The organism is Leifsonia lichenia (assembly GCF_054780215.1).
This window is the reverse complement of record NZ_BAAGWT010000002.1, coordinates 221,446-243,679: the sequence shown is the minus strand read 5'-3', so window position 1 is coordinate 243,679 and position 22,234 is coordinate 221,446. Positions and strand designations below refer to the sequence as shown.

At 69.3% G+C, this 22,234-nt stretch carries 14 protein-coding genes; 4 read left to right on the top strand and 10 right to left on the bottom strand.

All coding sequences use genetic code 11. The features are described 5' to 3' along the window. Window positions 1-7: 7 nt before the first annotated feature. The 6 genes from gatC to ACYVGI_RS05610 all read right to left on the bottom strand — a co-directional run bounded on the left by gatC (window position 8) and on the right by ACYVGI_RS05610 (window position 8,674). A complete protein-coding gene (gene gatC / locus ACYVGI_RS05635; RefSeq protein WP_460631677.1) occupies window positions 8-304 on the bottom strand; it encodes an Asp-tRNA(Asn)/Glu-tRNA(Gln) amidotransferase subunit GatC in 297 nt (98 codons plus the stop codon). A 37-nt stretch (window positions 305-341) separates the two neighbouring features. After that, a complete protein-coding gene (locus ACYVGI_RS05630; protein ID WP_460631676.1) occupies window positions 342-2,174 on the bottom strand; it encodes an alkaline phosphatase family protein in 1,833 nt (610 codons plus the stop codon). A 50-nt stretch (window positions 2,175-2,224) separates the two neighbouring features. Then, window positions 2,225-3,436 (bottom strand): alpha/beta hydrolase, encoded by a 1,212-nt coding sequence (locus ACYVGI_RS05625; RefSeq protein WP_460631675.1) that lies wholly within the window; start codon window positions 3,434-3,436, stop codon window positions 2,225-2,227. Window positions 3,437-3,693: 257 nt separating this feature from the next. Continuing rightward, entirely contained in the window at window positions 3,694-5,979 is a 2,286-nt protein-coding gene (gene ligA / locus ACYVGI_RS05620; RefSeq protein WP_460632408.1) for an NAD-dependent DNA ligase LigA, read from the bottom strand. A gap of 159 nt (window positions 5,980-6,138) precedes the next feature. Beyond that, window positions 6,139-7,251: a tRNA 2-thiouridine(34) synthase MnmA gene (gene mnmA / locus ACYVGI_RS05615; RefSeq protein ID WP_460631674.1), complete on the bottom strand. Its 1,113-nt coding sequence runs from the start codon at window positions 7,249-7,251 to the stop codon at window positions 6,139-6,141. 229 nt (window positions 7,252-7,480) lie between these two features. After that, complete coding sequence (locus ACYVGI_RS05610; protein WP_460631673.1) at window positions 7,481-8,674, bottom strand: cysteine desulfurase family protein; 1,194 nt, start codon at window positions 8,672-8,674, stop codon at window positions 7,481-7,483. A gap of 57 nt (window positions 8,675-8,731) precedes the next feature. On the opposite strand from ACYVGI_RS05610, the gene glgX reads away from it, so the two are divergent. Next, window positions 8,732-10,846, top strand: coding sequence for a glycogen debranching protein GlgX (glgX, locus tag ACYVGI_RS05605; protein WP_460631672.1), 2,115 nt, complete (start codon window positions 8,732-8,734; stop codon window positions 10,844-10,846). Further along, on the top strand, window positions 10,846-11,379 hold the full coding sequence (gene ybaK / locus ACYVGI_RS05600; RefSeq protein ID WP_460631671.1) for a Cys-tRNA(Pro) deacylase: 534 nt from the start codon (window positions 10,846-10,848) through the stop codon (window positions 11,377-11,379). The genes glgX and ybaK overlap by 1 nt, the downstream gene beginning before the upstream one ends. 131 nt (window positions 11,380-11,510) lie before the next feature. Here the strand turns inward: ybaK and glgP are convergent, their stop codons facing one another. Next, window positions 11,511-14,084: an alpha-glucan family phosphorylase gene (gene glgP, locus ACYVGI_RS05595; RefSeq protein ID WP_460631670.1), complete on the bottom strand. Its 2,574-nt coding sequence runs from the start codon at window positions 14,082-14,084 to the stop codon at window positions 11,511-11,513. 167 nt (window positions 14,085-14,251) lie between these two features. Between glgP and ACYVGI_RS05590 the strand changes: the two genes are divergently transcribed. Together ACYVGI_RS05590 and glgB are read left to right on the top strand one after the other, a co-directional pair. After that, window positions 14,252-16,237 carry an alpha-1,4-glucan--maltose-1-phosphate maltosyltransferase gene (locus tag ACYVGI_RS05590; protein ID WP_460632407.1) on the top strand — a complete coding sequence of 662 codons (1,986 nt, stop codon included), beginning with the start codon at window positions 14,252-14,254 and terminating at the stop codon, window positions 16,235-16,237. Continuing rightward, window positions 16,237-18,447: a 1,4-alpha-glucan branching protein GlgB gene (gene glgB / locus ACYVGI_RS05585; protein ID WP_460631669.1), complete on the top strand. Its 2,211-nt coding sequence runs from the start codon at window positions 16,237-16,239 to the stop codon at window positions 18,445-18,447. Before ACYVGI_RS05590 ends, glgB begins: the two co-directional genes overlap by 1 nt. Here glgB and ACYVGI_RS05580 read toward each other — a convergent pair. The 3 genes from ACYVGI_RS05580 to ACYVGI_RS05570 all read right to left on the bottom strand — a co-directional run bounded on the left by ACYVGI_RS05580 (window position 18,428) and on the right by ACYVGI_RS05570 (window position 22,153). Continuing rightward, window positions 18,428-19,213: an SDR family oxidoreductase gene (locus ACYVGI_RS05580; RefSeq protein ID WP_460631668.1), complete on the bottom strand. Its 786-nt coding sequence runs from the start codon at window positions 19,211-19,213 to the stop codon at window positions 18,428-18,430. The two genes, glgB and ACYVGI_RS05580, sit on opposite strands and share 20 nt — an antisense overlap. 67 nt (window positions 19,214-19,280) lie before the next feature. After that, window positions 19,281-20,267: a tetratricopeptide repeat protein gene (locus tag ACYVGI_RS05575; RefSeq protein WP_460631667.1), complete on the bottom strand. Its 987-nt coding sequence runs from the start codon at window positions 20,265-20,267 to the stop codon at window positions 19,281-19,283. After that, window positions 20,264-22,153 (bottom strand): hypothetical protein, encoded by a 1,890-nt coding sequence (locus ACYVGI_RS05570; RefSeq protein ID WP_460631666.1) that lies wholly within the window; start codon window positions 22,151-22,153, stop codon window positions 20,264-20,266. The genes ACYVGI_RS05575 and ACYVGI_RS05570 overlap by 4 nt, the downstream gene beginning before the upstream one ends. Window positions 22,154-22,234 lie beyond the last annotated feature (81 nt).

Sequence of the window (22,234 nt, the reverse complement as noted above, 5' to 3'; positions counted from 1 at the left end):
GTGCGTCTTACTCCTCGTCCAGGATGGCGGCGACCTTGAACTTGTCGCCGTCGCGGTCCGGCGCCCCGGAGAGCGCCTGCTCGACCGTCAGCGACGGAACGACCTCGTCGTCGCGGAAGACGTTCGTGAGCGGCAGCGGGTGGCTGGTGGCGGGAACGTCCGGTCCAGCCACCTCTGTGACCTTGGCGACCGCTTCGACGATCTGGCCGAGCTCGCTGGTCAGGCTCGCGATCTCTTCCTGGCTGAGGTCGATCCTGGCGAGGTTCGCCAGGTGCGCGACCTGCTCTGCACTGATTTCGGACATACGTCTCCGTGGTGACTCGAGGGTGGACTCCTCAATTCTAGGGCGAGCCGAACAGTCCCGTTCCCAGACGGTCCACGGCCTCGTACGCCTCCCGGTATGTGCGGGGTGTCTGATCGTCCGGCAGCCCGTAGCGCGCCAGCAGCAGACCGACCAATCCGATGCCGGGCGGGCTGAGCGGCCGGTCGTCGTCGCCCGCCGCCGGCGCCTGCTGCTCCGGGTTGGCGGGGAGGTACTGCGGGTGCGTGTCCGGCCAGGTCCCCGGCTGTCTCGGCGTGCGCCGGTTGACGGCGTTGTCGATGGTCCTCGCGCCCCTGTCGCGGTTCGTCAGGTGTTTGAGCTTGTGCTTCTTCACCAGCGTGCTCACCACGGCGGCGTGATGCATCTCCTCGTTGATGATGGTGTTGCGCTCCGTGTACGCGGAGATCGCAATGGCAGGGACGCGCAGGCCGAGGCGGTCGAAGGTGAAGCCCATCTCGCCGGGACCGCTGGCATCCGGGGGCGTCGCAGGCCCAGGAACAGCGTGGTCGTACGTGCCGCCGTGCTCGTCGAACGTCACGAGCAGCATGGTGTTGAGCGCGTTCGAGCCTTTCGCACTGCGCGACGAGCGCACGGCGGAATACACCTGGTGCAGCAGTAGGTCCCCGGCCCGCACGTCGGAGATCGCACCGCCGACGATCACCTGGCCGTCCACATCCACCTCGGTCATCGGGCCGCCGGGCGGATGCATGTCGTTGTGGTCGTAGAGCAGCCGCGGCTCCACGAACGCGTACGCGGGGAGGGTGCCCTCCGCCACGTCCTTGTAGAAGTCCGTCATCGTGCGGAAGTTGGTGTGCCAGTACGGTTCGAGCACCGGCGCGTGGATGAACCCGGTGAGCGAGATGATCTGCCGGTCGTCGAAGTAGACCCGCCAGCTCACCCCCGCCTCCTCCAGCCGGTTGAAGATCGTCGGCGACGAGTTCTCGGCGTCGAACCACTTCTTCAGGCCCTCGGTTCCGCCGTTCGTCACGTAGCCGTGCGACGTGGATGCGTGGAAGAACGAGCGGTTGCAGAACGTCTGCGACGGCACGGCGCAGTGCCAGTCGTCGTAGACCGCGAACTGCTTGGCGAGGGTGGAGAACACCGGGAGCATCTCCGGAGTGAACGATCCCATCACCCTGCGGTACTCGTCGGCGACGGGCTCGCGACGCAGATCCTTGCGCAGCTCGTCCACGTAGTCGCGCACGAAGCCCTGCATCCGCGGTTCCGTCCCGGCCGGCGGCGCGTTGAACGGCGGCAGCATGTCGCGCTCCCTGGCCGTCGCGTTCGAGGCGGGATCGACGGAGCCGAACACCTGCGTGTTGACATGCGGGTACGCCTCGCCGGGGTCGGGCGACGGCTGGCGCATGACGAAGTCGGTGGTGCCCTCGTACGGGTGCGCAGGAACGACCCCGCCTGCGGGGTCCGGGTTGCTGTACTCGCCGAACGCGAGCCCGTCGAAACGCTTCCCCTTCGGCAGCGACTTCTCGTCGTAGAGGTAGCCGAGCAGGTTGTCGAACGAGCGGTTCTCGTACATCAGCACGATGAGGTGCTCGAAGCCCGGCGTCGCCGGCGCCGGCAGCGGCGGGTACTCCTCGCCGGTCTCGTGCTCGACCTCGTCCTCCGGGTGCGAGGCGACGGATGCGCCGATCACCCCGCCGACGACCCCGCCGACCGCTGCTCCCGCCGCCGCGATGCCTGCGGTCCTGAGGAAGGCACGACGGGATGGGGCGGCCGGGCGGTCCGCATCCCGGGTTGGCTTGTCCCCTTTTGGCCCGTCCACTGCGGGCTTGTCCCCTGCGGGCTTGTCGCCTGCGGGCTGAGCCGCGGCAGGCTCGTCGTCATCCGGCTGCATCGCCCTCCATTATGCGCGCATCGGCGTTCCGCAGAGGGCGCCGCACCGGATCAGCGCTCGGCGGCCGTCACGACCGCGCCGGAGGACCCTGTGCCGCTGATCACCAGGCCACCCTGGTCGATGCCGATCATCGCGAGGTTGCGCATACACTCCGTGCCGGCGGAGAAGTACTCGTTGTGACCGGACGAACCGGCGAGCGTCCGACCGGTGACGGGGTCGACCGCGCCGCCGACATCCATCCGCTGCGCGCCGTACGACGGCGAGCCGGGGTCGCTTCCGAAGAACGCGCTGTGCACGATGGGGTCGAGGTCCGCCTGCCCGACGAACACGTTGCCGTCGCGCACGCTGAGCTCGGCGACCGACTGCGCGTCGCTTCCCGGCGAGCCCATCAGGGCCAGCGCATCCACGGTCACCGTCTTGCGCTCCAGCGCGAGCAGCGCGGCGGTCGACCCGTAGGAGTGCGCGAACACACTGAGGTACGGCGGGTTCTCCTTCCGCAGCTCCTGGATGCCGACCAGGGTGCGTTCCAGGCTGTCGGCGCCGTCCATGGCGAGCTGCGTGCCGCCGATGTTCGTGAGCACGGGTGTCTGGTAGCCGATCCACGCCACGACGGCGACACCGGGCGTGCCGCCGGACGACCGAGGGCCGAGGAGCCTGTGCAGGAACGAGGTCTCCTGGTCGTGCAGGTTCTGCGCCACCTTCGCCCAGTCCACGATCTGCTCCCCCACCGACATGTACATCCCCGGCACCAGCACGCTCACATAGCGGGCGGTGGAGAGGTCGCCGACGACGATGGATGCGCGGGCATCGTCCGAGGTGTCCAGGTTGACGAGGGTGCGCTTCACGCCGTCCCTGACGGTGAGCGCCCTCTTCACGTTGTCCAGCGTGGTCAGTCTGCGCTCGAGTTCGAGACGGACGGCTTTGCCGTTCTCTGTCGCGAGCCGTTCGGTGGTCGACGCGATCGTGCGCTTGAGGTCGAGTGCGTTCGCGGTGCCGCGGACCGAGTACGGGACGCCCTCCAGATTCCCGATGACGTGCGGCGCCTCGTTGACGAGGGCCGCCTGCTTGACAGGGTCGAGCAGCCGCCACACGGCGGAGACGTCACCGGCGCGCGGTGGGGTGACGAGCATCCGGTCGAGGTCTGCCCGATGGGCGCTGATGAATCCCGGCACCGCGGAGCTGCTGAGACCGGCGATCGAGCCGAGCAGCGAGCCGGGAGCGACGGCCGCGGTGCCGCTCCCCGACGGGGCGTCGGCGATCACCGAGTGGTAGGACGAGGCGACGAAGGGGGCAGCATCTGCAGGCGCGACAAAAGCCCCGGTCAGCCCACTGGCGACCGAGGTTATAGCGATAACAGCTGCAAAGCCGACCAGCACTCCGTCCGGGTCCCTCCGAGAGCGACGAGCTAAGCCCTTGCAGTGCGCCCCGGGCGAGCGCACTCTTCGATGCTATCGGTAGCACGATCGTGTCAGGCCGGACATTCTACCCCCTGTTCAGGAGTAGAAGAACCGTTCTCGGCTCAGGATTGCGCCTCGGGCGCCTCGGAATCGGTCGAATCGTCCAGAGCCGATGGCCCCTGCTCGACAAGGATGCGGAACTGCTCCGCGTCGAGGATGCGCAGTCCGAGTGCCTCGGCCTTCGCCAGCTTGGACCCGGCTCCCGGCCCCGCCGCCACGAAGTCGGTGTTCTTCGACACACTGGATGCGGCCTTGCCGCCGGCGGCGATGATCGCCTCCTGCGCGCCCTCCCTGGTGTACCCCTCCAGCGAGCCGGTGGCGACGACGGTGAGCCCGGCGAGCACCCCTCCGGCCTCCGCGGCCGCGCCTGGCCCTGGATGCCCTGGCGTCGCGAACTGCACGCCGTCCGCCGCCCAGCGCTCCACGATCTCGCGGTGCCAGTCCACCTCGAACCAGGCGAGCACCGCATCCGCGATGATCCCGCCGACGCCGTCCACCGCCGCGAGTTCGTCTCTGGTGGCCGAGCGGATCGCATCCAGCGACCCGAAGTGGTTGGCGAGGGCGCGCGCCGCAACCGGCCCGACGTGCCGGATGTTCAACGCGACGAGGATGCGCCACAGCGGCTTCACCCGTGCGGCGGCCAGGTTCGCCAGCAGCTCGACGGCGTTCTTCGACGGCACGAAGTCGGCGTCGCCGTCGAACTCCGCCGCTTCTGGGTCGAACGCGCCGTCTTTCTTCTGCCTGCGCCTGCGGAACGGGGTGTCGGTCTTCTCCGCGCCGGAGTCGGTCAGTTTGGGCAGCCCCGTCTCTGAGTCGCGCACGACCACCTCGACGGGGAAGATGTCGGCCATCTCCAGGCCGAACAGCCCGGCCTCCGTCGGCAGAGGAGGGGTCGACGGATGCAGTGGCTGAGTGAGGGCCGCCGCCGCCACCTCGCCGAGCGCCTCGATGTCGAGTCCGCCGCGCGAGCCGATGTGCTCGACGCGACCGCGCACCTGGGCAGGGCAGAACTCGGAGTTCGGGCAGCGGAGGTCGATGTCGCCCTCCTTCGCCGGGGCCAGCTTCGTGCCGCACTCCGGGCAGTTCTCCGGCATGACGAACTCGCGCTCCGTTCCGTCGCGCAGCTCCACCACAGGGCCGAGGACCTCGGGGATCACGTCGCCCGCCTTCCGCAGCACGACCGTGTCGCCGATCAGCACGCCCTTGGCCTTGACCACCTCCTGGTTGTGCAGTGTGGCCTGGCGCACCTCGGAACCGGCGACCTTCACCTTCTCCATCACCGCGAACGGCGTGGCGCGCCCGGTGCGGCCGACGCTCACGACGATGTCGAGCAGCTTGGTGTTGACCTGCTCCGGCGGGTACTTGTACGCGATGGCCCAGCGTGGGGCACGGCTGGTCGCCCCCAGCTCGTCGTGCAGCGCTAGCTCGTCGACCTTGACCACGATGCCGTCGATCTCGTGCTCGACGCTTGCGCGATGCTCGCCGAAGTACTGGATGAAGTCGGCCACCTCGTGCGCGCTCTCGAACACGCGGTAGTGGGTCGAGGTCGGCAGACCCCACTGCTTGAGGAGGTCGTACACCTCGGACTGGCTGGCCACAGGCGGATTGGCCCACGCGCCGATGCCGTGCACGAGCATGTGCAGCCGGCCGAGGCGCGCTCGCATCAGCGCGAGCTGAGCGGCGTTCTTGTTCTCGCCCTTCTGGCGGAGCGAACCGCTCGCGGCGTTGCGCGCGTTCGCGAACACCTTCTCGCCCTGTTCGAGCTGGGCGGCGTTCAGCGCCTCGAACTCGACGACGGGGAAGAACACCTCGCCCCTCACCTCGACGAGCGGCGGGTGCCCTGTGCCGGACAGCCTCGTGGGGATGGCGGGGATGTACCGGATGTTCTCCGTCACGTCTTCGCCGACCACGCCGTCGCCGCGGGTGGCCGCCGTGACGAGCGTTCCGTTCTCGTAGCGCAGGTTGATGGCGAGACCGTCGATCTTGAGCTCACTGAGGTAGTGCACGCTCCGCCCTGCATCGCGCTCCACCTTGGCCGCCCACGCCTCGAACTCCTCGATCGAGAACACGTTGTCGAGGCTGAGCATCCGCTCCGCGTGCTCCACCGGCGCGAACAGGGTGGTCTGGGCGCGGCCGCCGACGGTCTGGGTCGGGCTGTCCTGGCTCTGCAGCTCCGGGTGCAGCCGTTCCAGCTCTTCGAGCCGCTGGATCATGCGGTCGTAGTCCTGGTCGCTGACGAGCACGGTGTCGCGCTCGTAGTACGCATCCCGCAGCTTCAGGATGCGCGTTGTCAGCTCCGCCGCCTCCGCGCGGGCGTCCGTGTCGCTCTGCGCGTCGCTGGACGCGATCTCGCCGCTGGTGCTGGTGTCATCTGCCGTGCTGTCGTCTGCCGTGCTGGTGTCGTCTGCCACGCCGACAGCCTATTAGCCACCACCGACCAAGCGATCGAGCCCAGCCTTTTTCACCGTAAGCGTGTGTCTATCGGTGAAAAAGCCTGGGCTCGACGGCTACGCGACGCGGACGACGGGGACGGCGGAGACGGTGCGGTCGATCGTGGTCTGGCCGAGCACGCGCGTGCCGACGTAGACGACGGCGGTCTGGCCTGGAGCCACGCCGTTGAGCGGCACGTCGGGGCGGATGACCAGTTCGCCGTCGCGCACCACAGCGATGGCGGGAACGGGGTCGGCGTGTGCGCGGATCTGCACGTCGCAGGCGAACTCCTCGCCCGCGTTCTCCGGAGCGCGGCCGGCCCAGGTGAAGCGTGATCCGGCGATCTCGGCGATGTCCAGCGCCTCCTTGGGGCCGACGACCACCGTGTTGTCCTTCGGGCGCACCTCGAGCACGAAGCGCGGCTTGCCGTCGTCCGACGGGTAGCCGATGTTGAGGCCCTTGCGCTGGCCGACCGTGAATGCGTGCGCGCCGCCGTGGTCGCCGAGCTTGTTGCCTTCGCGGTCCAGGATGTCCCCGGTCTCCGCCCCGACGCGCTCCGCGAGCCAGCCGCGGGTGTCGCCGTCCGGGATGAAGCAGATGTCGTGCGAGTCCGGCTTGTTGGCAACGCTGAAACCGCGCTCGGCCGCCTCAGCACGCACCTCCGCCTTGGACGGCGTAGCGCCGAGCGGGAACATCGCGTGCGCGAGCTGTTCCGAGGTCAGCACGCCGAGCACATACGACTGGTCCTTGGCCCACGCGCTCGCTCTGTGCAGTTCGCGGTTGCCGTCCTCGTCGGTGAGGATCGTGGCGTAGTGCCCCGTGCACACGGCGTCGAAGCCGAGGTCGAGCGCCTTCTCCAGCAGGGCGGCGAACTTGATCTTCTCGTTGCAGCGCATACACGGGTTGGGCGTGCGGCCCGCCGTGTACTCGGCGATGAAGTCGTCGACGACGTCGAGCTTGAAGCGTTCGGAGAAGTCCCACACGTAGTACGGGATGCCGATGATGTTGGCCGCGCGCTGCGCATCCATCGAGTCCTCGATCGTGCAGCAGCCGCGGCTTCCGGTGCGCAGCGTTCCTGGCATCCTGCTGAGCGCCAGGTGCACGCCGACCACCTCGTGCCCGGCGTCGACGGCGCGCGCCGCCGCCACCGCGGAGTCGACGCCACCGCTCATCGCTGCCAAAATCTTCACCAGGCGATTGTACGCGCCCACTCTGAGCGCACGATTCGTGCGGTCGCCCCCGCCACACCCGTCCGTCTGCGCCCGCACGCCTCGTGTAAAACGTGCGGTGCCCGCCGCGCCCACCGCACCTTCCGCACGACTCGTGGATGCGGGCGCGGGCACGTCTCGTGCAAAACGCGCGGTGCCTGCCGCGCCCACCGCACTTTTCGCACGACTCGTGGATGCGCGGCGCGCAGCGTCAGGCCAGGCGCGGGGCGCGCGTGGCGAGGCCGGCGCGGGTGGCCTGCGCGTAGGCGCCTGGGAGGGCGGCGAGCAGCGCATCCACGTCGGCGTCTGTGGTGGTGCGGCCGAGGGTGAAGCGGAGGGCGCTGCGTGCCTCGTCCTCTGTGCGCCCCATCGCCAGGAGGACGTGCGACGGCTCGGGGATTCCCGCCTGGCAGGCGGACCCCGTTGAGACGGACACACCGGCGAGGTCGAGCAGGAACAGCAGCGAGTCTCCCTGCGCGCCGGGGAAGGTGACGTGGACGTTCGAGGCGACGCGCTCCGTGCCGTCCGAGGCCGGTCCGCTGAGTCGCGCCTCCGGGATCGAGGTCAGCACACCCCGGATGAGCCGGTCGCGCAGCGCGGTCAGCCGCGCGCTCTCCCCAGCGAGCTCGGTCGCCGCCGCCCTCGCCGCCACCGCGAACGAGACCGCAGCCGCGACGTCCTGCGTGCCGCTGCGCACCTGGCGCTGCTGGCCGCCGCCGTGCACCAGCGGCACCACGTTCGCCGTGCGGGCGAGCACGAGCGCCCCGATGCCGACAGGGCCGCCGATCTTGTGCGCTGACACGCTGAGGGCGGCGACGCCGAGGGACGAGAAGTCGATCTGCAGGTGGCCGTACGCTGCGACCGCGTCGACGTGCACAGGAACCCCGGCGTCCGCGGCGAGCGCCGCGAGCGCCGACACCGGCTGGATGGTGCCGACCTCGTTGTTGACGGAGAGGAAGGTGAGAAGGGCGGTGTCGTCCGCGTGCGCGGCGAGCGCGTCCGCAGCGGCGTCGAGCCGGATGCGTCCTTCCTGGTCGAGCGGGAGCCAGTCGGCGTTCGCTCCCTCCGCGTGCGTCAGCCAGTCGATCGTGTCGGCCGTTGCGTGGTGCTCTCCGCCAGGGGCGAGGATGCGCGGTCGCCGTCCGTCCGGGTTGCGCTGCCAGTACAGGCCTTTGATGGCGAGGTTGATCGCTTCGGTGCCTCCCGAGGTGAAGACGACTTCGATCGGGTCGCAGCCGAGCGTTTCCGCGACCGTCTCGCGGGCTTCTTCGAGCATCCGTTTGGCCTGCTGGCCCTGGCTGTGGATGGAGGACGGGTTGCCGACGACGCCCATCGCCTCCGCGTATGCCGCGATGGCGTCCGGTCGCATGGGTGTGGTGGCCGCGTGGTCGAGGTAGACCGGCACCTGCCCCTCCTTTCCCTCTCAGCGGGATCGTCACCCGCATTCACTACTGTAGATCGCATGACCTCCGCTGATCCTCTGCGCAATCTGGGCGTCCGCGTCGGTACTCACGGCGGTGAGCTGCGGGTGTGGTCCGAGCACGCCGACGGCATGGAGCTGTGCCTGTTCGATGCGAAGGACCCGAACTGGCTGGTGAAGACCGTCACCATGACCAAGGATGCGAACAACGTGTGGGTGGGCAGGTCGCGCTCTCTCACGGTCGGCAGCCGGTATGCCATCCGGGTCTCGGGGCCGGCCTCCCCCACCAACGTGTTCAACCCGGAGACGCTGCTGCTCGACCCGTACGCGCGTGGACTGGTGCGGGTGGGTTCCGACGGCTGGCGCGGCACGGTGGTCGCGGACGGCTTCGACTGGGGGGATGCGCGCAAGCCGAACACTCCGCTCGATCACACCGTGGTGTACGAGGCGCACGTCAAGGGCATCAGCAAGCTGAACCCCGACGTGCCGGAGGAGCTGCGCGGCACGTATGCGGGGCTCGCGCACGAGTCGACCATCGGCTATCTGAAAGACCTGGGCGTCACCGCCGTCGAGCTGCTGCCTGTGCACGCGTTCGTGTCCGAGCAGCGGCTCCTGCAGCAGGGGCTCACCAACTACTGGGGGTACAACACCCTCAATTTCTTCTCCCCGCACGTTCCGTACGCGTCGCGTGCGGCGCAGGCTGCTGGTCCGGATGCGGTGCTCGCCGAGTTCAAGGGCATGGTGAAGCTTCTGCACCTGGCCGGGCTCGAGGTCATCCTCGACGTCGTCTACAACCACACGGCCGAGGAGGGCCTCGGCGGCCCGCGGACGAGTTTCCGCGGCATCGACAACGCCACGTACTACCGGCAGGACGAGCACGGCGCGTACATCGACGTCACGGGATGCGGGAACACCCTGAACTTCGGGCACCCCGTCCCCATCCGGCTGGTTCAGGACTCGCTGCGCTACTGGGCGAACGAGGTGCAGATCGACGGCTTCCGGTTCGACCTGGCTGCCACGCTCGGGCGCGGAGCCGATGTGGAGTACAGCCCGGAGCATCCCCTGCTGCGGGGCGTGCTGCACGACCCGGCGCTCGTCGACGTGAAGCTGATCGCCGAGCCGTGGGATGTGGGCATGGGCGGCTGGCAGACCGGGAACTTCCCGCATGGCTGGTCGGAGTGGAACGACCGTTACCGCGACAGGGTGCGGAACTTCTGGCTGGCCGACATCGCCGACGCACGGAGGAACGGGCAGGCTCCGGTGGGCATCGGCGGTTTCGCCACACGGCTCGCCGGTTCGTCCAACACGTTCTCCCCGGAGCGCGGCCCGCTGGCGTCGGTGGACTTCGTGACGGCGCACGACGGCTTCACGATGGCCGACCTGACCGCGTACGACGTCAAGCACAACCTCGGAAACGGCGAGAACAACCGCGACGGCACGGACAACAACCGGTCGTTCAATCACGGCGTCGAGGGCGTGACGACGGACGAGGCGGTGCTGCTCGACCGTCACAAGGCGATGCGCAACCTGATGGGGACCCTGCTGCTGAGCGCGGGGGTGCCGATGCTCACGGCGGGCGACGAGTTCGGCAGGAGCCAGCGCGGCAACAACAATGCGTACTGCCAGGACAGCGAGCTCACCTGGCTGAGCTGGCTGCGCACCCGCGACCAGCGGGAGATGTACGACACCACCAAGCGACTGCTGGAGCTGCGCCGCGACAACCCGGCGCTGCGGCCGAGCAAGTACGCCGTGTTCGGCGAGACCACGAAGAACGCCAGCCACATGGACTGGTTCGACGCCACGGGCGCGCTGATGGACGACGACGACTGGAACTCCCCGGAGAACCGCACGCTGCAGTACCTCGCGGCCTCCACTCCCGACAGGGAGGAGTTCAACCGCATCCTGCTGATCGTGCATGGCGTGGAGGACGACGTGGAGGTGCGGCTTCCCGTCGCGCCGGGCGTCGACTCGTACCGGCTGCTCTGGGACAGCGCCACCGAGGTGCCCATCGACGAGGAGAGCGACACGCTCGCGCCGGGCGCCACGCGGTTGGTCGGCGGGGCGTCGATGCAGCTCTTCCGCGCGAACGGGCCGCGACTCGAGCCGTCGGAGACGGCCGTGGAGCAGCACCCGTCCGAGGTGGAGGCGCAGAGCTAGTGCCGGCGTCCAAGCGCGCGGCCGCGAGGGGCGCCGCTGCGAAAAACACCGCTGCGAAGCCGACCGCCGGCACCCCGGCGACAGTTGCGCTCAGCGCGGCGGGCATCCCGTTCACCGTCCGCGCGTACGAGCACGATCCGGCCGCGGCCTCCTACGGCCTGGAAGCCGCCGCAGCGCTCGGCGTCGAGCCAGACCGCGTGTTCAAGACCTTGCTCGCTGCCACCGAGCTCGGCCTGGTGGTCGGGGTCGTCCCGGTGACCGGGATGCTCGACCTCAAGGCTCTCGCGGCCGCGGTCGGCGCGAAGCGGGCCACAATGGCCGACCCGGCCGTCGCCGAACGCAAGACCGGCTACGTGGTCGGCGGCATCAGCCCGATCGGCCAGAAGACCAGCCACGTGACGGTCGTGGACGAGACGGCGCAGCTCTGGGACACGGTGTTCGTCTCCGGCGGCAAGCGGGGCGTGGATGTGGAGCTCTCCCCCGCCGACCTGCTCACCGCCACCGGCGGCACGTTCGCGGTCATCGCCGCCTGAAACGCGAACGAGTGGTCCCGAATTGCCGTGCGGACCGAGATCCATACGGCAATTCGGGACCACTCGTCTCGGGGCCACTCGTCGGAGGGGCCAGTCGTCGGAGGGGCCAGCCGTCGGGCGTCGCCTGAGGGCTACGAGGCGACAGCCACGAGTCCCAGCTCGGCGTCCGAGATCAGCAGCGCGTTCTTCGGCACGATCCGCACGGTGTAGCCGAAGCCGCCCGCGATCTGCAGCTTGACCGTCCCGCGGTACTCGCGGGCGACCGACGGGTCGTCCGTGCCGGGAGCAGCAGTGTCGAGGGTCAGCGCCTCGTGGCGCACGTCGGTCAGCTCATCGCCCTCGTGGCTGCGGCCGTAGACCACCTGCACTTCCACGTCCTCCGGCGAGAGGCCGTTGAGGTGGACGAGCGCGCGGACGTGCAGTTCGTCGCCGACCTGCGGCACCGCATCCACTCCTCCGGCGTCGACGTGGGCGACGTTCACGCCCGGCCACGCCGCGCGCACGCGGGACTTCCAGGCGGCGAGGCTGCGCGCGTCGGCGAAGCCGTCTGCCGCGAGCCTGCGCTCGAACGACGCGGCGGGAACGTAGAGGCGGTTGACGTACTCGCGCACCATGCGACCGGCGCTCAGCTCGGGCGACAGCGTGGAGAGCGTGTGCCGGATCTGGCCGACCCACGCGGCGGGCACGCCGTCGACGGTGCGGTCGTAGAAGCGCGGGGCGATCTGGTGCTCGATCAGGTCGTACAGCGCTTCCGCCTCGAGGGCGTCGCGCTCTGCGCCGTCTCCGGCCGCGTCGGCGGACGGGATCGCCCAGCCGTTCTCGCCGTCGTAGAACTCGTTCCACCAGCCGTCGAGGATGGACAGGTTGAGCGCGCCGTTCAGCGCCGCCTTCATCCCCGAGGTTCCGCAGGCTTCGAGCGGGCGCAGCGGGTTGTTCAGCCAGATGTCCGTGCCCGGATAGAGAAGCTGCGCCATCCCGATGTCGTAGTCGGGCAGGAAGACCATGCGGGTGCGGATGTCCGGCTCCGAAGCGAACTGCACCAGCTTCTGGATGAGGCGCTTGCCCTCGTCGTCCGCCGGGTGCGACTTGCCGGCGATCACGATCTGCACGGGCCGCTCGGGGTTCAGCAGGATCGCGCGCAGCCGCTCCGGGCTGTGCAGCATCAGCGTGAGGCGCTTGTACGTCGGCACGCGCCTGGCGAAGCCGATGGTCAGCACGGACGGGTCGAGCAGTTCGTCCATCCACGCCGGTGCGATGCCGCCGGGGTTCTGCGACTCCCAGGCGGCCTGCAGACGGCGGCGGGCGTCGCCGACGAGCTGTTCGCGCATCCTGGTGCGCACCGACCAGAGGTCGAGGTCGCTGACGGCTCCGCTGTTGGCCCAGTCCGCGACGGTGGTGTCGTCCGTGCCGAGGCGTTCCTCGGCGAGGGCGAGAAGCATCGGGTCGGTCCAGGTGGGCGCGTGGACGCCGTTGGTGACAGAGTCGATCGGCACCTCCCGCGCGTCGAACCCCGGATACAGGCCGTTGAACATCTGCCTGCTGACCTCGCCGTGCAGCCGGGAGACGCCGTTGGCGTGCTGGCCGAGGCGCAGTCCCATCACGGCCATGTTGAAGACGTCCGGCGAGCCGCCTGGGTAGTCCTCTGCGCCGAGGGCGAGCACCTGCTGGGGGTCGACGCCCGGCAGGAGGTCGGTGGAGAAGTACCGCTCGACGAGCGGTGTGTCGAACCGGTCGATCCCGGCCGGTACGGGTGTGTGCGTGGTGAACACGGTGCCTGCGCGGACCACCTGCAAGGCCTCGTCGAAGGTCAGACCCTCTCCGATGAGGTCGGAGATGCGCTCCAGGCCCAGGAAACCGGCGTGTCCCTCGTTGGTGTGGAACACCTCGGCCGCGGGCGCGCCGGCGAGCTCCGTCCAGGCTTTGACCGCGCGCACGCCGCCGATGCCGAGCAGGAGCTCCTGCAGCAGGCGGTGCTCTCCCCCGCCGCCGTAGAGGCGGTCGGTCACCGAGCGCAGGCGCTCCTCGTTCTCCGGGATGTCCGTGTCGAGCAGCAGCAGCGTCACCCGCCCGACGGCCACCTGCCAGACGCGGGCGTGCAGCACCCCGTCCGGCAGTGCGAGGCTGATCTGCACAGGCGTGCCGTCCGGGTTGCGCAGCACGGACAGCGGGAGGCCGTCCGGGTCGAGCACGGGGTAGCTCTCGAGCTGCCAGCCGTCCGGAGTGATCGCCTGCGCGAAGTAGCCGGAGCGGTAGAACAGGCCGACGCCGACGAGCGGGACGCCGAGGTCGCTCGCCGCCTTGAGGTGGTCGCCTGCCAGGATGCCGAGACCGCCGGAGTACTGCGGCAGGGCGGCAGCGATTCCGAACTCCGGAGAGAAGTACGCGATGGACTTCGGCGCGGAGTCGTCGAGCGACTGGTACCAGCGCGGGTCGCTCAGGTACGCGCGCAGGTCGTCCCTGATGTGGGCGGCCCAGTCGACGTATCCCTGGTCGGCCGCCAGCTCGGCGAGCCTCGACGGCTCGACTGCGCCGAGCAGCGCGATCGGATCGTGGCCGACCTGCTGCCACAGCTCCGGCGCGATCCTCGCGAACAACTGGCGGGTCGGCTCATGCCACGACCAGCGCAAATTACGTGCAATCTCTTCGAGTGCGGAGAGATTCTCCGGCAGGACGGCACGGACGGTGAACCTACGGATTGCCTTCACGGTGCCACTCTAGGGGAGCCTGATGTCCTGCACGTTAATGCGTGTACGGTCGGGGTGTGGCTAAGAGTGCAGCGACCAAGACAGCATCGGCCGGACAGCCTGCATCCCGTGCGGACGGCGGCGCACCGGCGCAAACCGACTACGTTCCCCTGCTGGGGCGCATCCCGATCCTGGGGCTCTCCCCCCAGGTGGACGACGGCCTCTGGCCCGCGGCGGCATTCAGCGGCGAGGTGATCCCGTTCAGGGCGACCGCGTTCAGGGAGGGTCACGACCAGATCGGCGTCGACCTCCTGCTGCTCGACCCGAACGGTGTGCAGACCGAGCACAGGATGCACCCGGTCGACCCTGGCACCGACCGCTGGGAAGTGCTCGTGCAACTGGAGACCGAGGGCCTCTGGAAGTACCGCGTGCAGGCGTACGCCGACGAGTACGCGACCTGGCGGCACAACGCAGAGGTGAAGATCCCCGCTGGCATCGACACCGACCTGATGCTGACCATCGGCCACGAACTGCTCACCCGCGCCGCGACGGACAAGCGCCGCAGCACCGCGGAGCGCCGCCACCTCACCGAGACGGCGAAGGTGGTCGCCGACACGACACGAACAGTGGATGAACGTTTCGCGGCGGCCATCGAACCGCGCGTCGCCGGAATCCTCACCGTGCGGCCGGTCGTCGATCTGCCCACCCTGTCTGCCACGCTCGGCATCCAGGTGGAGCGCACCCGAGCGGGCGTCGGAAGTTGGTATGAGTTCTTCCCACGCTCGGAGGGCGCGAAGAAGCAGCAGGACGGCTCCTGGAAGTCCGGCACCTTCCGCTCGGCGGCCAAGCGACTGCCGGAGGTCGCGGCGATGGGCTTCGACGTCGTCTACCTTCCCCCCATCCACCCGATCGGTCACGCCTTCCGCAAGGGACCGAACAACACCCTCGTCGCCGGGCCGAACGACCCCGGCTCCCCCTGGGCGATCGGCTCCGCGGAGGGCGGTCACGACGCGATCCACCCCGATCTCGGCACAGAGAAGGACTTCGTCTACTTCGTCGGCAAGGCCAAGCAGTCCGGTCTCGACGTCGCCCTCGACCTCGCGCTCCAGGCCGCGCCCGACCACCCGTGGGTCACCGAGCATCCCGAGTGGTTCACCACCCTGCCGGATGGCACCATCGCATACGCGGAGAACCCGCCGAAGAAGTATCAGGACATCTACCCGATCAACTTCGACAACGACCCGGAGGGCCTGCGCCAGGAGATCCTGCGGATCGTGCGGTACTGGATGTCGCTCGGCGTCCGCATCTTCCGCGTCGACAACCCGCACACCAAGCCGCTCGCGTTCTGGGAGTGGCTGATCCGCACGATCAACGCGACGGACCCGGATGTGGTGTTCCTCGCCGAGGCGTTCACACGCCCCGCGATCCTGCAGACGCTCGCCAAAGCGGGCTTCCAGCAGTCGTACACCTACTTCACCTGGCGGAACACGAAGGAGGAGCTCGAGGAGTTCCTCACCGGGCTCGCCACGGAGACGGCCGACTTCCTCCGGCCCAACCTGTTCGTGAACACGCCGGACATCCTCACCGAGTACCTCCAGTTCGGCGGGCCGGCCGCGTTCAAGGTGCGCGCTGCGATCGCGGCGACCGCCGCGCCGACCTGGGGCGTCTACTCCGGCTTCGAGCTGTACGAGAACGTCGCACGCCCGGGAGCCGAGGAGTACATCGACAACGAGAAGTACGAGTACCGTCCGCGCGACTACTCCAGGGCGCAGACCCTCGGCCAGTCGCTCGCGCCGTACCTGACCATGCTCAACCGGGCGCGCAGCGAGCATCCTGCGCTCCGCCAGCTCCGCAACCTGCGCGTGCACGGCAGCGACGACGACTCGATCCTCGTCTACTCCAAATACCTCGCGGGCGAGTTCACCCGCAGCGGCAAACCGGATGCGGTCATCGTCGTCGCCAACGTCGACCCGCACTCCGTGCGCGAGACGATGGTGCACCTCGACGTGACGGCCTTCGGCGTCGAGCCGGGCGCGCTGTTCGAGGTCAAAGACATCGTCACGGGTGCGAAGTGGACCTGGGGCGCCGACGACTACGTCCGGCTCGACGCGTTCACCGAACCCGTGCACATCCTCTCTGTGAGAGCAGAGCCACCCGTGAAGGCAGGTTCCTGATGAGCCCCATCCCCGAAGGCGCGGCCGCCGTCGTGCTCCCCGATCTCGACGACGGGCTGCTGCTCGCTGTCGCGACCGGCAGCTACCACGACCCGCACGCGATCCTCGGCCAGCACGCGGTCAGCGCTGAGGGCATCGCAGACCCCATCACGGTCATCCGGACGCTCCGGCCCCTGGCCGGCGAGGTCGCCGCCGTGCTCACGACGGGAGCGCACATCGAGCTGGCCCACGTCGGCCACGGCATCTGGCAGGGCATCGACATCGTCGGCGCCGACGCATACACGATCGAGGCGCGCTACCCGGACGGCAGCGTCTGGGACGCGGAAGACCCGTACCGGTTCGCTCCGACCATCGGGGAGCTGGACATCCACCTGATCGGCGAAGGGCGGCACGAGCAGCTCTGGACCGCCCTCGGTGCGCACGTCCGCGAGATCGACGGCGTGAGCGGCACCGCGTTCTCCGTGTGGGCGCCGCACGCCCGCGCCGTGCGCGTCGTCGGCGACTTCAACGACTGGGACGGCGAACGGCACTCCCTGCGCAGCATGGGCTCCTCCGGCGTCTGGGAGATCTTCCTGCCCGGCATCGGGGTCGGCGCGATCTACAAGTTCGACCTGCTCGGCCAGAACGGCGCCTGGGTGCGCAAGGCCGACCCGATGGCGCGGGCGGCGGAGACTCCCCCGGCCACCGCATCCGTCGTCACCGCGTCCGAGCACGCCTGGGGCGACGACCAGTGGATGCGCGACCGCGCCTCCCGCGACGCGCACTCCGGTCCCATGAGCATCTACGAACTGCACTTCGGAAGCTGGCGCCCCGGCCTCGGCTACCGGGAGGCGGCCGACCAGCTCATCGACTACGTCGGCGCCCTCGGATACACGCACGTCGAATTCCTGCCGCTGTCCGAGCATCCCTTCGGCGGGTCATGGGGCTACCAGGTCACCGGCTACTACGCGCCGACCAGCCGCTTCGGCTCCCCCGACGACCTGCGCTACCTGATCGACCGGCTGCACCAGGCGGGCTTCGGCGTGATCATGGACTGGGTGCCCGGCCACTTCCCGAAGGACGACTGGGCGCTCGCCCGCTTCGACGGGCAGGCGCTGTACGAGCACGCGGACCCGCGCCGCGGAGAGCAGAAGGACTGGGGCACATACGTCTTCGACTTCGGCAACTCGCAGGTGCGCAACTTCCTGGTGGCCAACGCGCTGTACTGGCTGGAGGAGTTCCACGTCGACGGCCTGCGGGTCGACGCCGTCGCCTCGATGCTGTACCTGGACTACTCCCGCGCGGACGGCGAGTGGCTTCCGAACATCCACGGCGGCCGGGAGAACCTGGAGGCGATCGGCTTCCTGCAGGAGGTCACCGCCACCTCGTACAAGCGCAATCCCGGCACGGTCATGATCGCCGAGGAGTCGACGAGCTGGGCCGGTGTGACCCAGCCGACCTCGTCTGGCGGACTCGGCTTCGGCTTCAAGTGGAACATGGGCTGGATGCACGATGCCCTGCAGTACATCCACGAGGACCCGATGTACCGCAGCTACCACCACAGCGAGATCACGTTCTCGTTCGTCTACGCGTTCAGCGAGAACTTCCTGCTGCCGATCAGCCACGACGAGGTCGTGCACGGCAAGGGCTCTCTGCTCGGCAAGATGCCCGGCGACCACTGGCAGCAGCTCGCGAACGTTCGCGCCTTCCTCGCGTTCATGTGGGCGCACCCCGGCAAGCAGCTCCTGTTCATGGGGCAGGAGTTCGGCCAGCCTTCCGAGTGGAGCGAGGAGCGCGGCCTCGACTGGTGGATCCTCGACCAGCCGTCGCACCGCGGCCTCTGGGACCTCGTGGCGCAGCTCAACGCCGTCTACAAGGCAAACCCCGCCCTCTGGGCGCTCGACAGCGACCCGGCGGGCTTCGAGTGGATCGACGGCTCGGACGCCGCAGGCAACGTCGTGGCGTTCCTCCGGAAGGACGTGGACGGCTCGCCGATCGCGATCGTGATGAACTTCTCGGGCGCGCCGCACACCGACTACCGGGTCGGTCTGCCGTTCGCCGGCGAGTGGGAGGAACTGCTCAACACGGACGCGGAGGCGTTCGGCGGCTCCGGTGTCGGCAACCTCGGAGCCGTGGTGGCCGTGGACGAGCCGTGGGCTGGCCGCCCTGCGTCCGCCCTGGTGACGCTGCCGCCGCTCGGCGGACTGTGGCTCAAGCCACGTTCGAGCTGAGCCAGGTGCCGTAGTCGATCCCCGGCAGGGCGTTGCCGGGGATCAGGTTCTCTCCCGCGCGCAGGAAGCTGCCGAGCGCGCCGCCGAGGCGGACGGGCACGATCGCGCCGCGGGCGCCGGTCGCCGCCTTCCACTGTTCGGCGAGTGCCCTGGCCGTCTCCACCCTGGGCCCGCCGACGGTGAGCGTCGAGTCCGCCTCGCCCTGGCCCTCTGCCGCATCCACCAGCAGCCTGGCCACGTCGGAGACGGCGATCGGCTGGAAGCTGGTCTTGGTCGGCGCCGGCACGATGGCGGCCGTCCCGCGGGCGAAGATCGCCGACACGAAGTCGTGGAACTGGGTGGTGCGCAGGATGCGGGTGTTCAGCGGCGACTCGCGGTAGACCCGCTCCTGAGCCGCTTTGGCGCGGTAGTAGGGATACGTCGACCGATCGACGTTCACGATGGAGAGCAGCACGGCTTGGTGCACACCGAACCTGGCGGCCGTGTGCAGCAGATTCTGCGAGCCGTGCGCGAAGACGTGCGCGGCCGTGCGGCCGCTGCCGTTGGTGGTGTCCACGAGCACGTCGACACCGTCGAGCACCGCCTCCAGACCGTCGCCGGAGACCACGTCCGCCGTCTCGTAGACCGCGCCGTCGACATACTGCTCGCTGTCGTCGTCGGGAACCCTGCGGGATGCGACCACCACGTCGTGTCCGCGGGCGATGGCTTCCGAGGTGACGGCGCGTCCGGCCAGGCCGGTGCCTCCGACGACGAGAACGCGGGTCATGCAGGGGCCTCCCGGCTGATCGATGCGATGCGGAAAGGAGCGTCGCCGCCGCGGCCGGTGAGTCGGCTCAGTACAGCAGCGAAGCCAGCCTAGCCCGCGCCTTCACGACGCGCGGGTCATCCACACCGACGATCTCGAAATAGTCCAGGATGCGCGTGCGGACCGCATCCTTGCCCGCTGCGTCGAGCTTCGGGAACAGGGTGAGCAGGCGGTCGAACGCGTCGTCCACGTGTCCGCCGGAGATGTCGAGATCGGCCACGAGGAGCTGAGCGTCGACGTCGTCGGGAGCGGAGGCGCCGGCCGATCGGATCTCGTCGAGCGACTTCCCTGCGAGTCGCGCGAGCAGGCTCACCTGCGCGAGACCGGCCACGGCCATGAAATCGCGCGGGTCCTGAGCGATAGCGGTCTTGTACTCGGCGATGGCGGTCGCGAAGTCCCCGCGCTCGATCGCCTCGTACGCCTCGGCGTGGTGCGGCGGCAACGGCTCGGGGGCCGGCTCTGCCTGCTCGGCGTCGTCGGCCGAGGGAGCCTCCGCGCCGTCGACGGCCGCGCGTCCCGTAACGCCGTTCTGCGCTGCGAGCTGGAGGAGCTGCTCGAACACATCGCGCACCTGCTGCTCGGGGATCGCTCCCTGGAAGAGCTGCACGGGGCGCCCGCCGATGACGGCGGCGACGGCGGGGATCGACTGGGCCTGGAACGCCTGCGTGAGCTGGGGGTTCGCATCCACGTCGACCTTGACGAGCACGAGGCGGCCGGCGTATTCGGCGATGAGCTTGTCGAGGATGGGGCTGAGCTGCTTGCACGGCTCGCACCACTCCGCCCACAGGTCGACGACGATCGGAACGCTCATCGACAGGTCGAGGAAGTCGTTGAAGTTGGCGTCCGTGCCCTCGAAATAGAGGCTCGGCAGGGCGACGTCGCCGCCCTGCTCCCCCGTCGGCGCAGCGTCAGCGCCGGCCGCCGGCGGCTGACCGGCCGTCATGGCCCTGTTGACGAGCGAGGTGAGGTCGACGGCTCCACGGAAGTTGGTGGGGCTCGGCGGGATCTGGCTCATTGGACTTCCTTGGCTGAGACGAGTCCCTGGGCGAAGCCCAGGAGGGTGATCTTGGCGGACGAGCCGGCAGGCGGAACGTAGAACGCCAACTGGTATCCGTAGGTGGATGCGATGCCCGTCTTGGACGACGCTACTCCGGATAGCGCGGCGGAGGTCGGTCCTGCGTCCACCTCGGCGCCGGCCTCGACGACCTTCAGCGTCTGCGTCTCCTCGAGGTTGACCCAGACGATCGCACCGGAGTCGTTCGTCGCCATCGCGATGTCCGGCCCCGCCCCGACGGCGCTCGTGAAGTCGAGCGACGACGTTGCGCCGTACTTCTGCTGGAGCTCGGCCTTCTGCTGCGCCTTCCAGTCGGAGCCGACCTGAGTGCGCAGGGTGTCGCCCTCCGCGCTGAACAGGGCGGCCGACTTGCTCGCGTCGCCGTTCATCAGCACGTCGCCGTACGCGGCCGCCAACTCCTTCGGCGGAAGCTTCAGCAGCTTGGAGTCCGGAGGGACGACGGCGGAGCCGATGCTCGCGGGCGCCAGGTTGGGGACCTTCGCCTTGGGTTCGAGCGACACCGCGTACGTGACGAGGTAGTTGTCGCGCGGCGTCTCCTGCACCAGCGTCAGCGAGAGCGGCGCCTGCGCCGCGCCGTTGGCGTCTTTCGGCGTCTCGACGACCGCTGTGACGGTGCGCGGCCAGGTGTCCGTCGCCTGCGGAAGGGAGAGGATGATCGGGCTCGCCGGGATGGCGGGGAGCGCAGGCTCGTCCGCCTTCTTCGCGCGGATGGCATAGTTGGCCTCGCGCAGTTGCAGCGCGGGTCCGGTGAAGCGCTGCTTGGCGATCGCTGGGTCGGCCTTCGCATCCGCCGTCGTCGCGATCGCGGAGATGCGCTTCACGATGCGCTCGAGCTGTGGCACGGTCACGGCCGGAGGAAGCTGATCCTTGGCCTTGGGGAGCTCGGTGGTGATCGGGCTGGCCGTGCGGACGGGAACGGACGCCGACGGGGCTGCTCCGATCGAGCATCCGCTGAGGGCGAGGGCGCCGACGAGGGTGATCGGCACGGCGACCATCGAACGCCTCACCGACCTGCGGCCTTTCGGCGTCGCCTCGACGGCCTTCGACGGCTTGTATTTGGGCGCCTTCGGCAGCTTCGGCATCTTCGGGCCGCCCTTCCTGCGCGGTCCACGCGACTTGCGGATCGCGTACAGACCCCAGAGGTACAGGCCGATGCCGACCACCAGCAGCACCAGGCCGCCGATGATGAGCGGGAACGCGAACGGGGTGGACGAATCGACAGGCCAGGTGACGCGGATCTGGTTCGGAGCGGCCTTCGTGCCGTCGCCGGCGACGATCACGCTGATGCTGTCCGGCACGTTCATCCTGGTGACCTGCGCGTCCTCGCCGTCGAACTCCTCGAGCCAGAGGTCGGAACCGGCGGGGTTCGGGTTCGGGGTGGCGACAGCGTCTCCTGTCGTCGCTCCCTCGGCCGGCGTCGTGGTCGCCGGGTCGGCGGGCGCTGCGGGTGTGCTGGTGGGAGACGGCGTCGAGGTGGAGCCGCCGTCCGTCGCCTTCGTGGTGACCGACTTCATCGTGATGTCGCCCGTGGTCTTGTCGAGCCCGAGACTCACGTACTTCTCCGTGCCGAGCCACGCCTTGACGTCGGCCGTCCTGCCGTATGCGACCACCTGGGACTTGGTGTCTCCACCGCCGACGGACAGGGTCTGCTGGCCGGGATGGGCGTTCAGCACGGCGCCGTCGATCACGATGTATCGAGGGTCGCCTTTCACCGTCGTGGTGGCGGCGATCTGCGACGGGGGCGCGAAAACGGTGCGCTGGGCGATCCCCGCGACGATCATGACGGCCGCCACGACGAACGCGACGATGGCGAATACGAAACGCAAGCAAGCTCCTTCTGTGCCGGAGACGACGGGAGGCACAGTTACCCAAAGATACCGGGTGACCCTGGGAGCCGTCTAACTGTT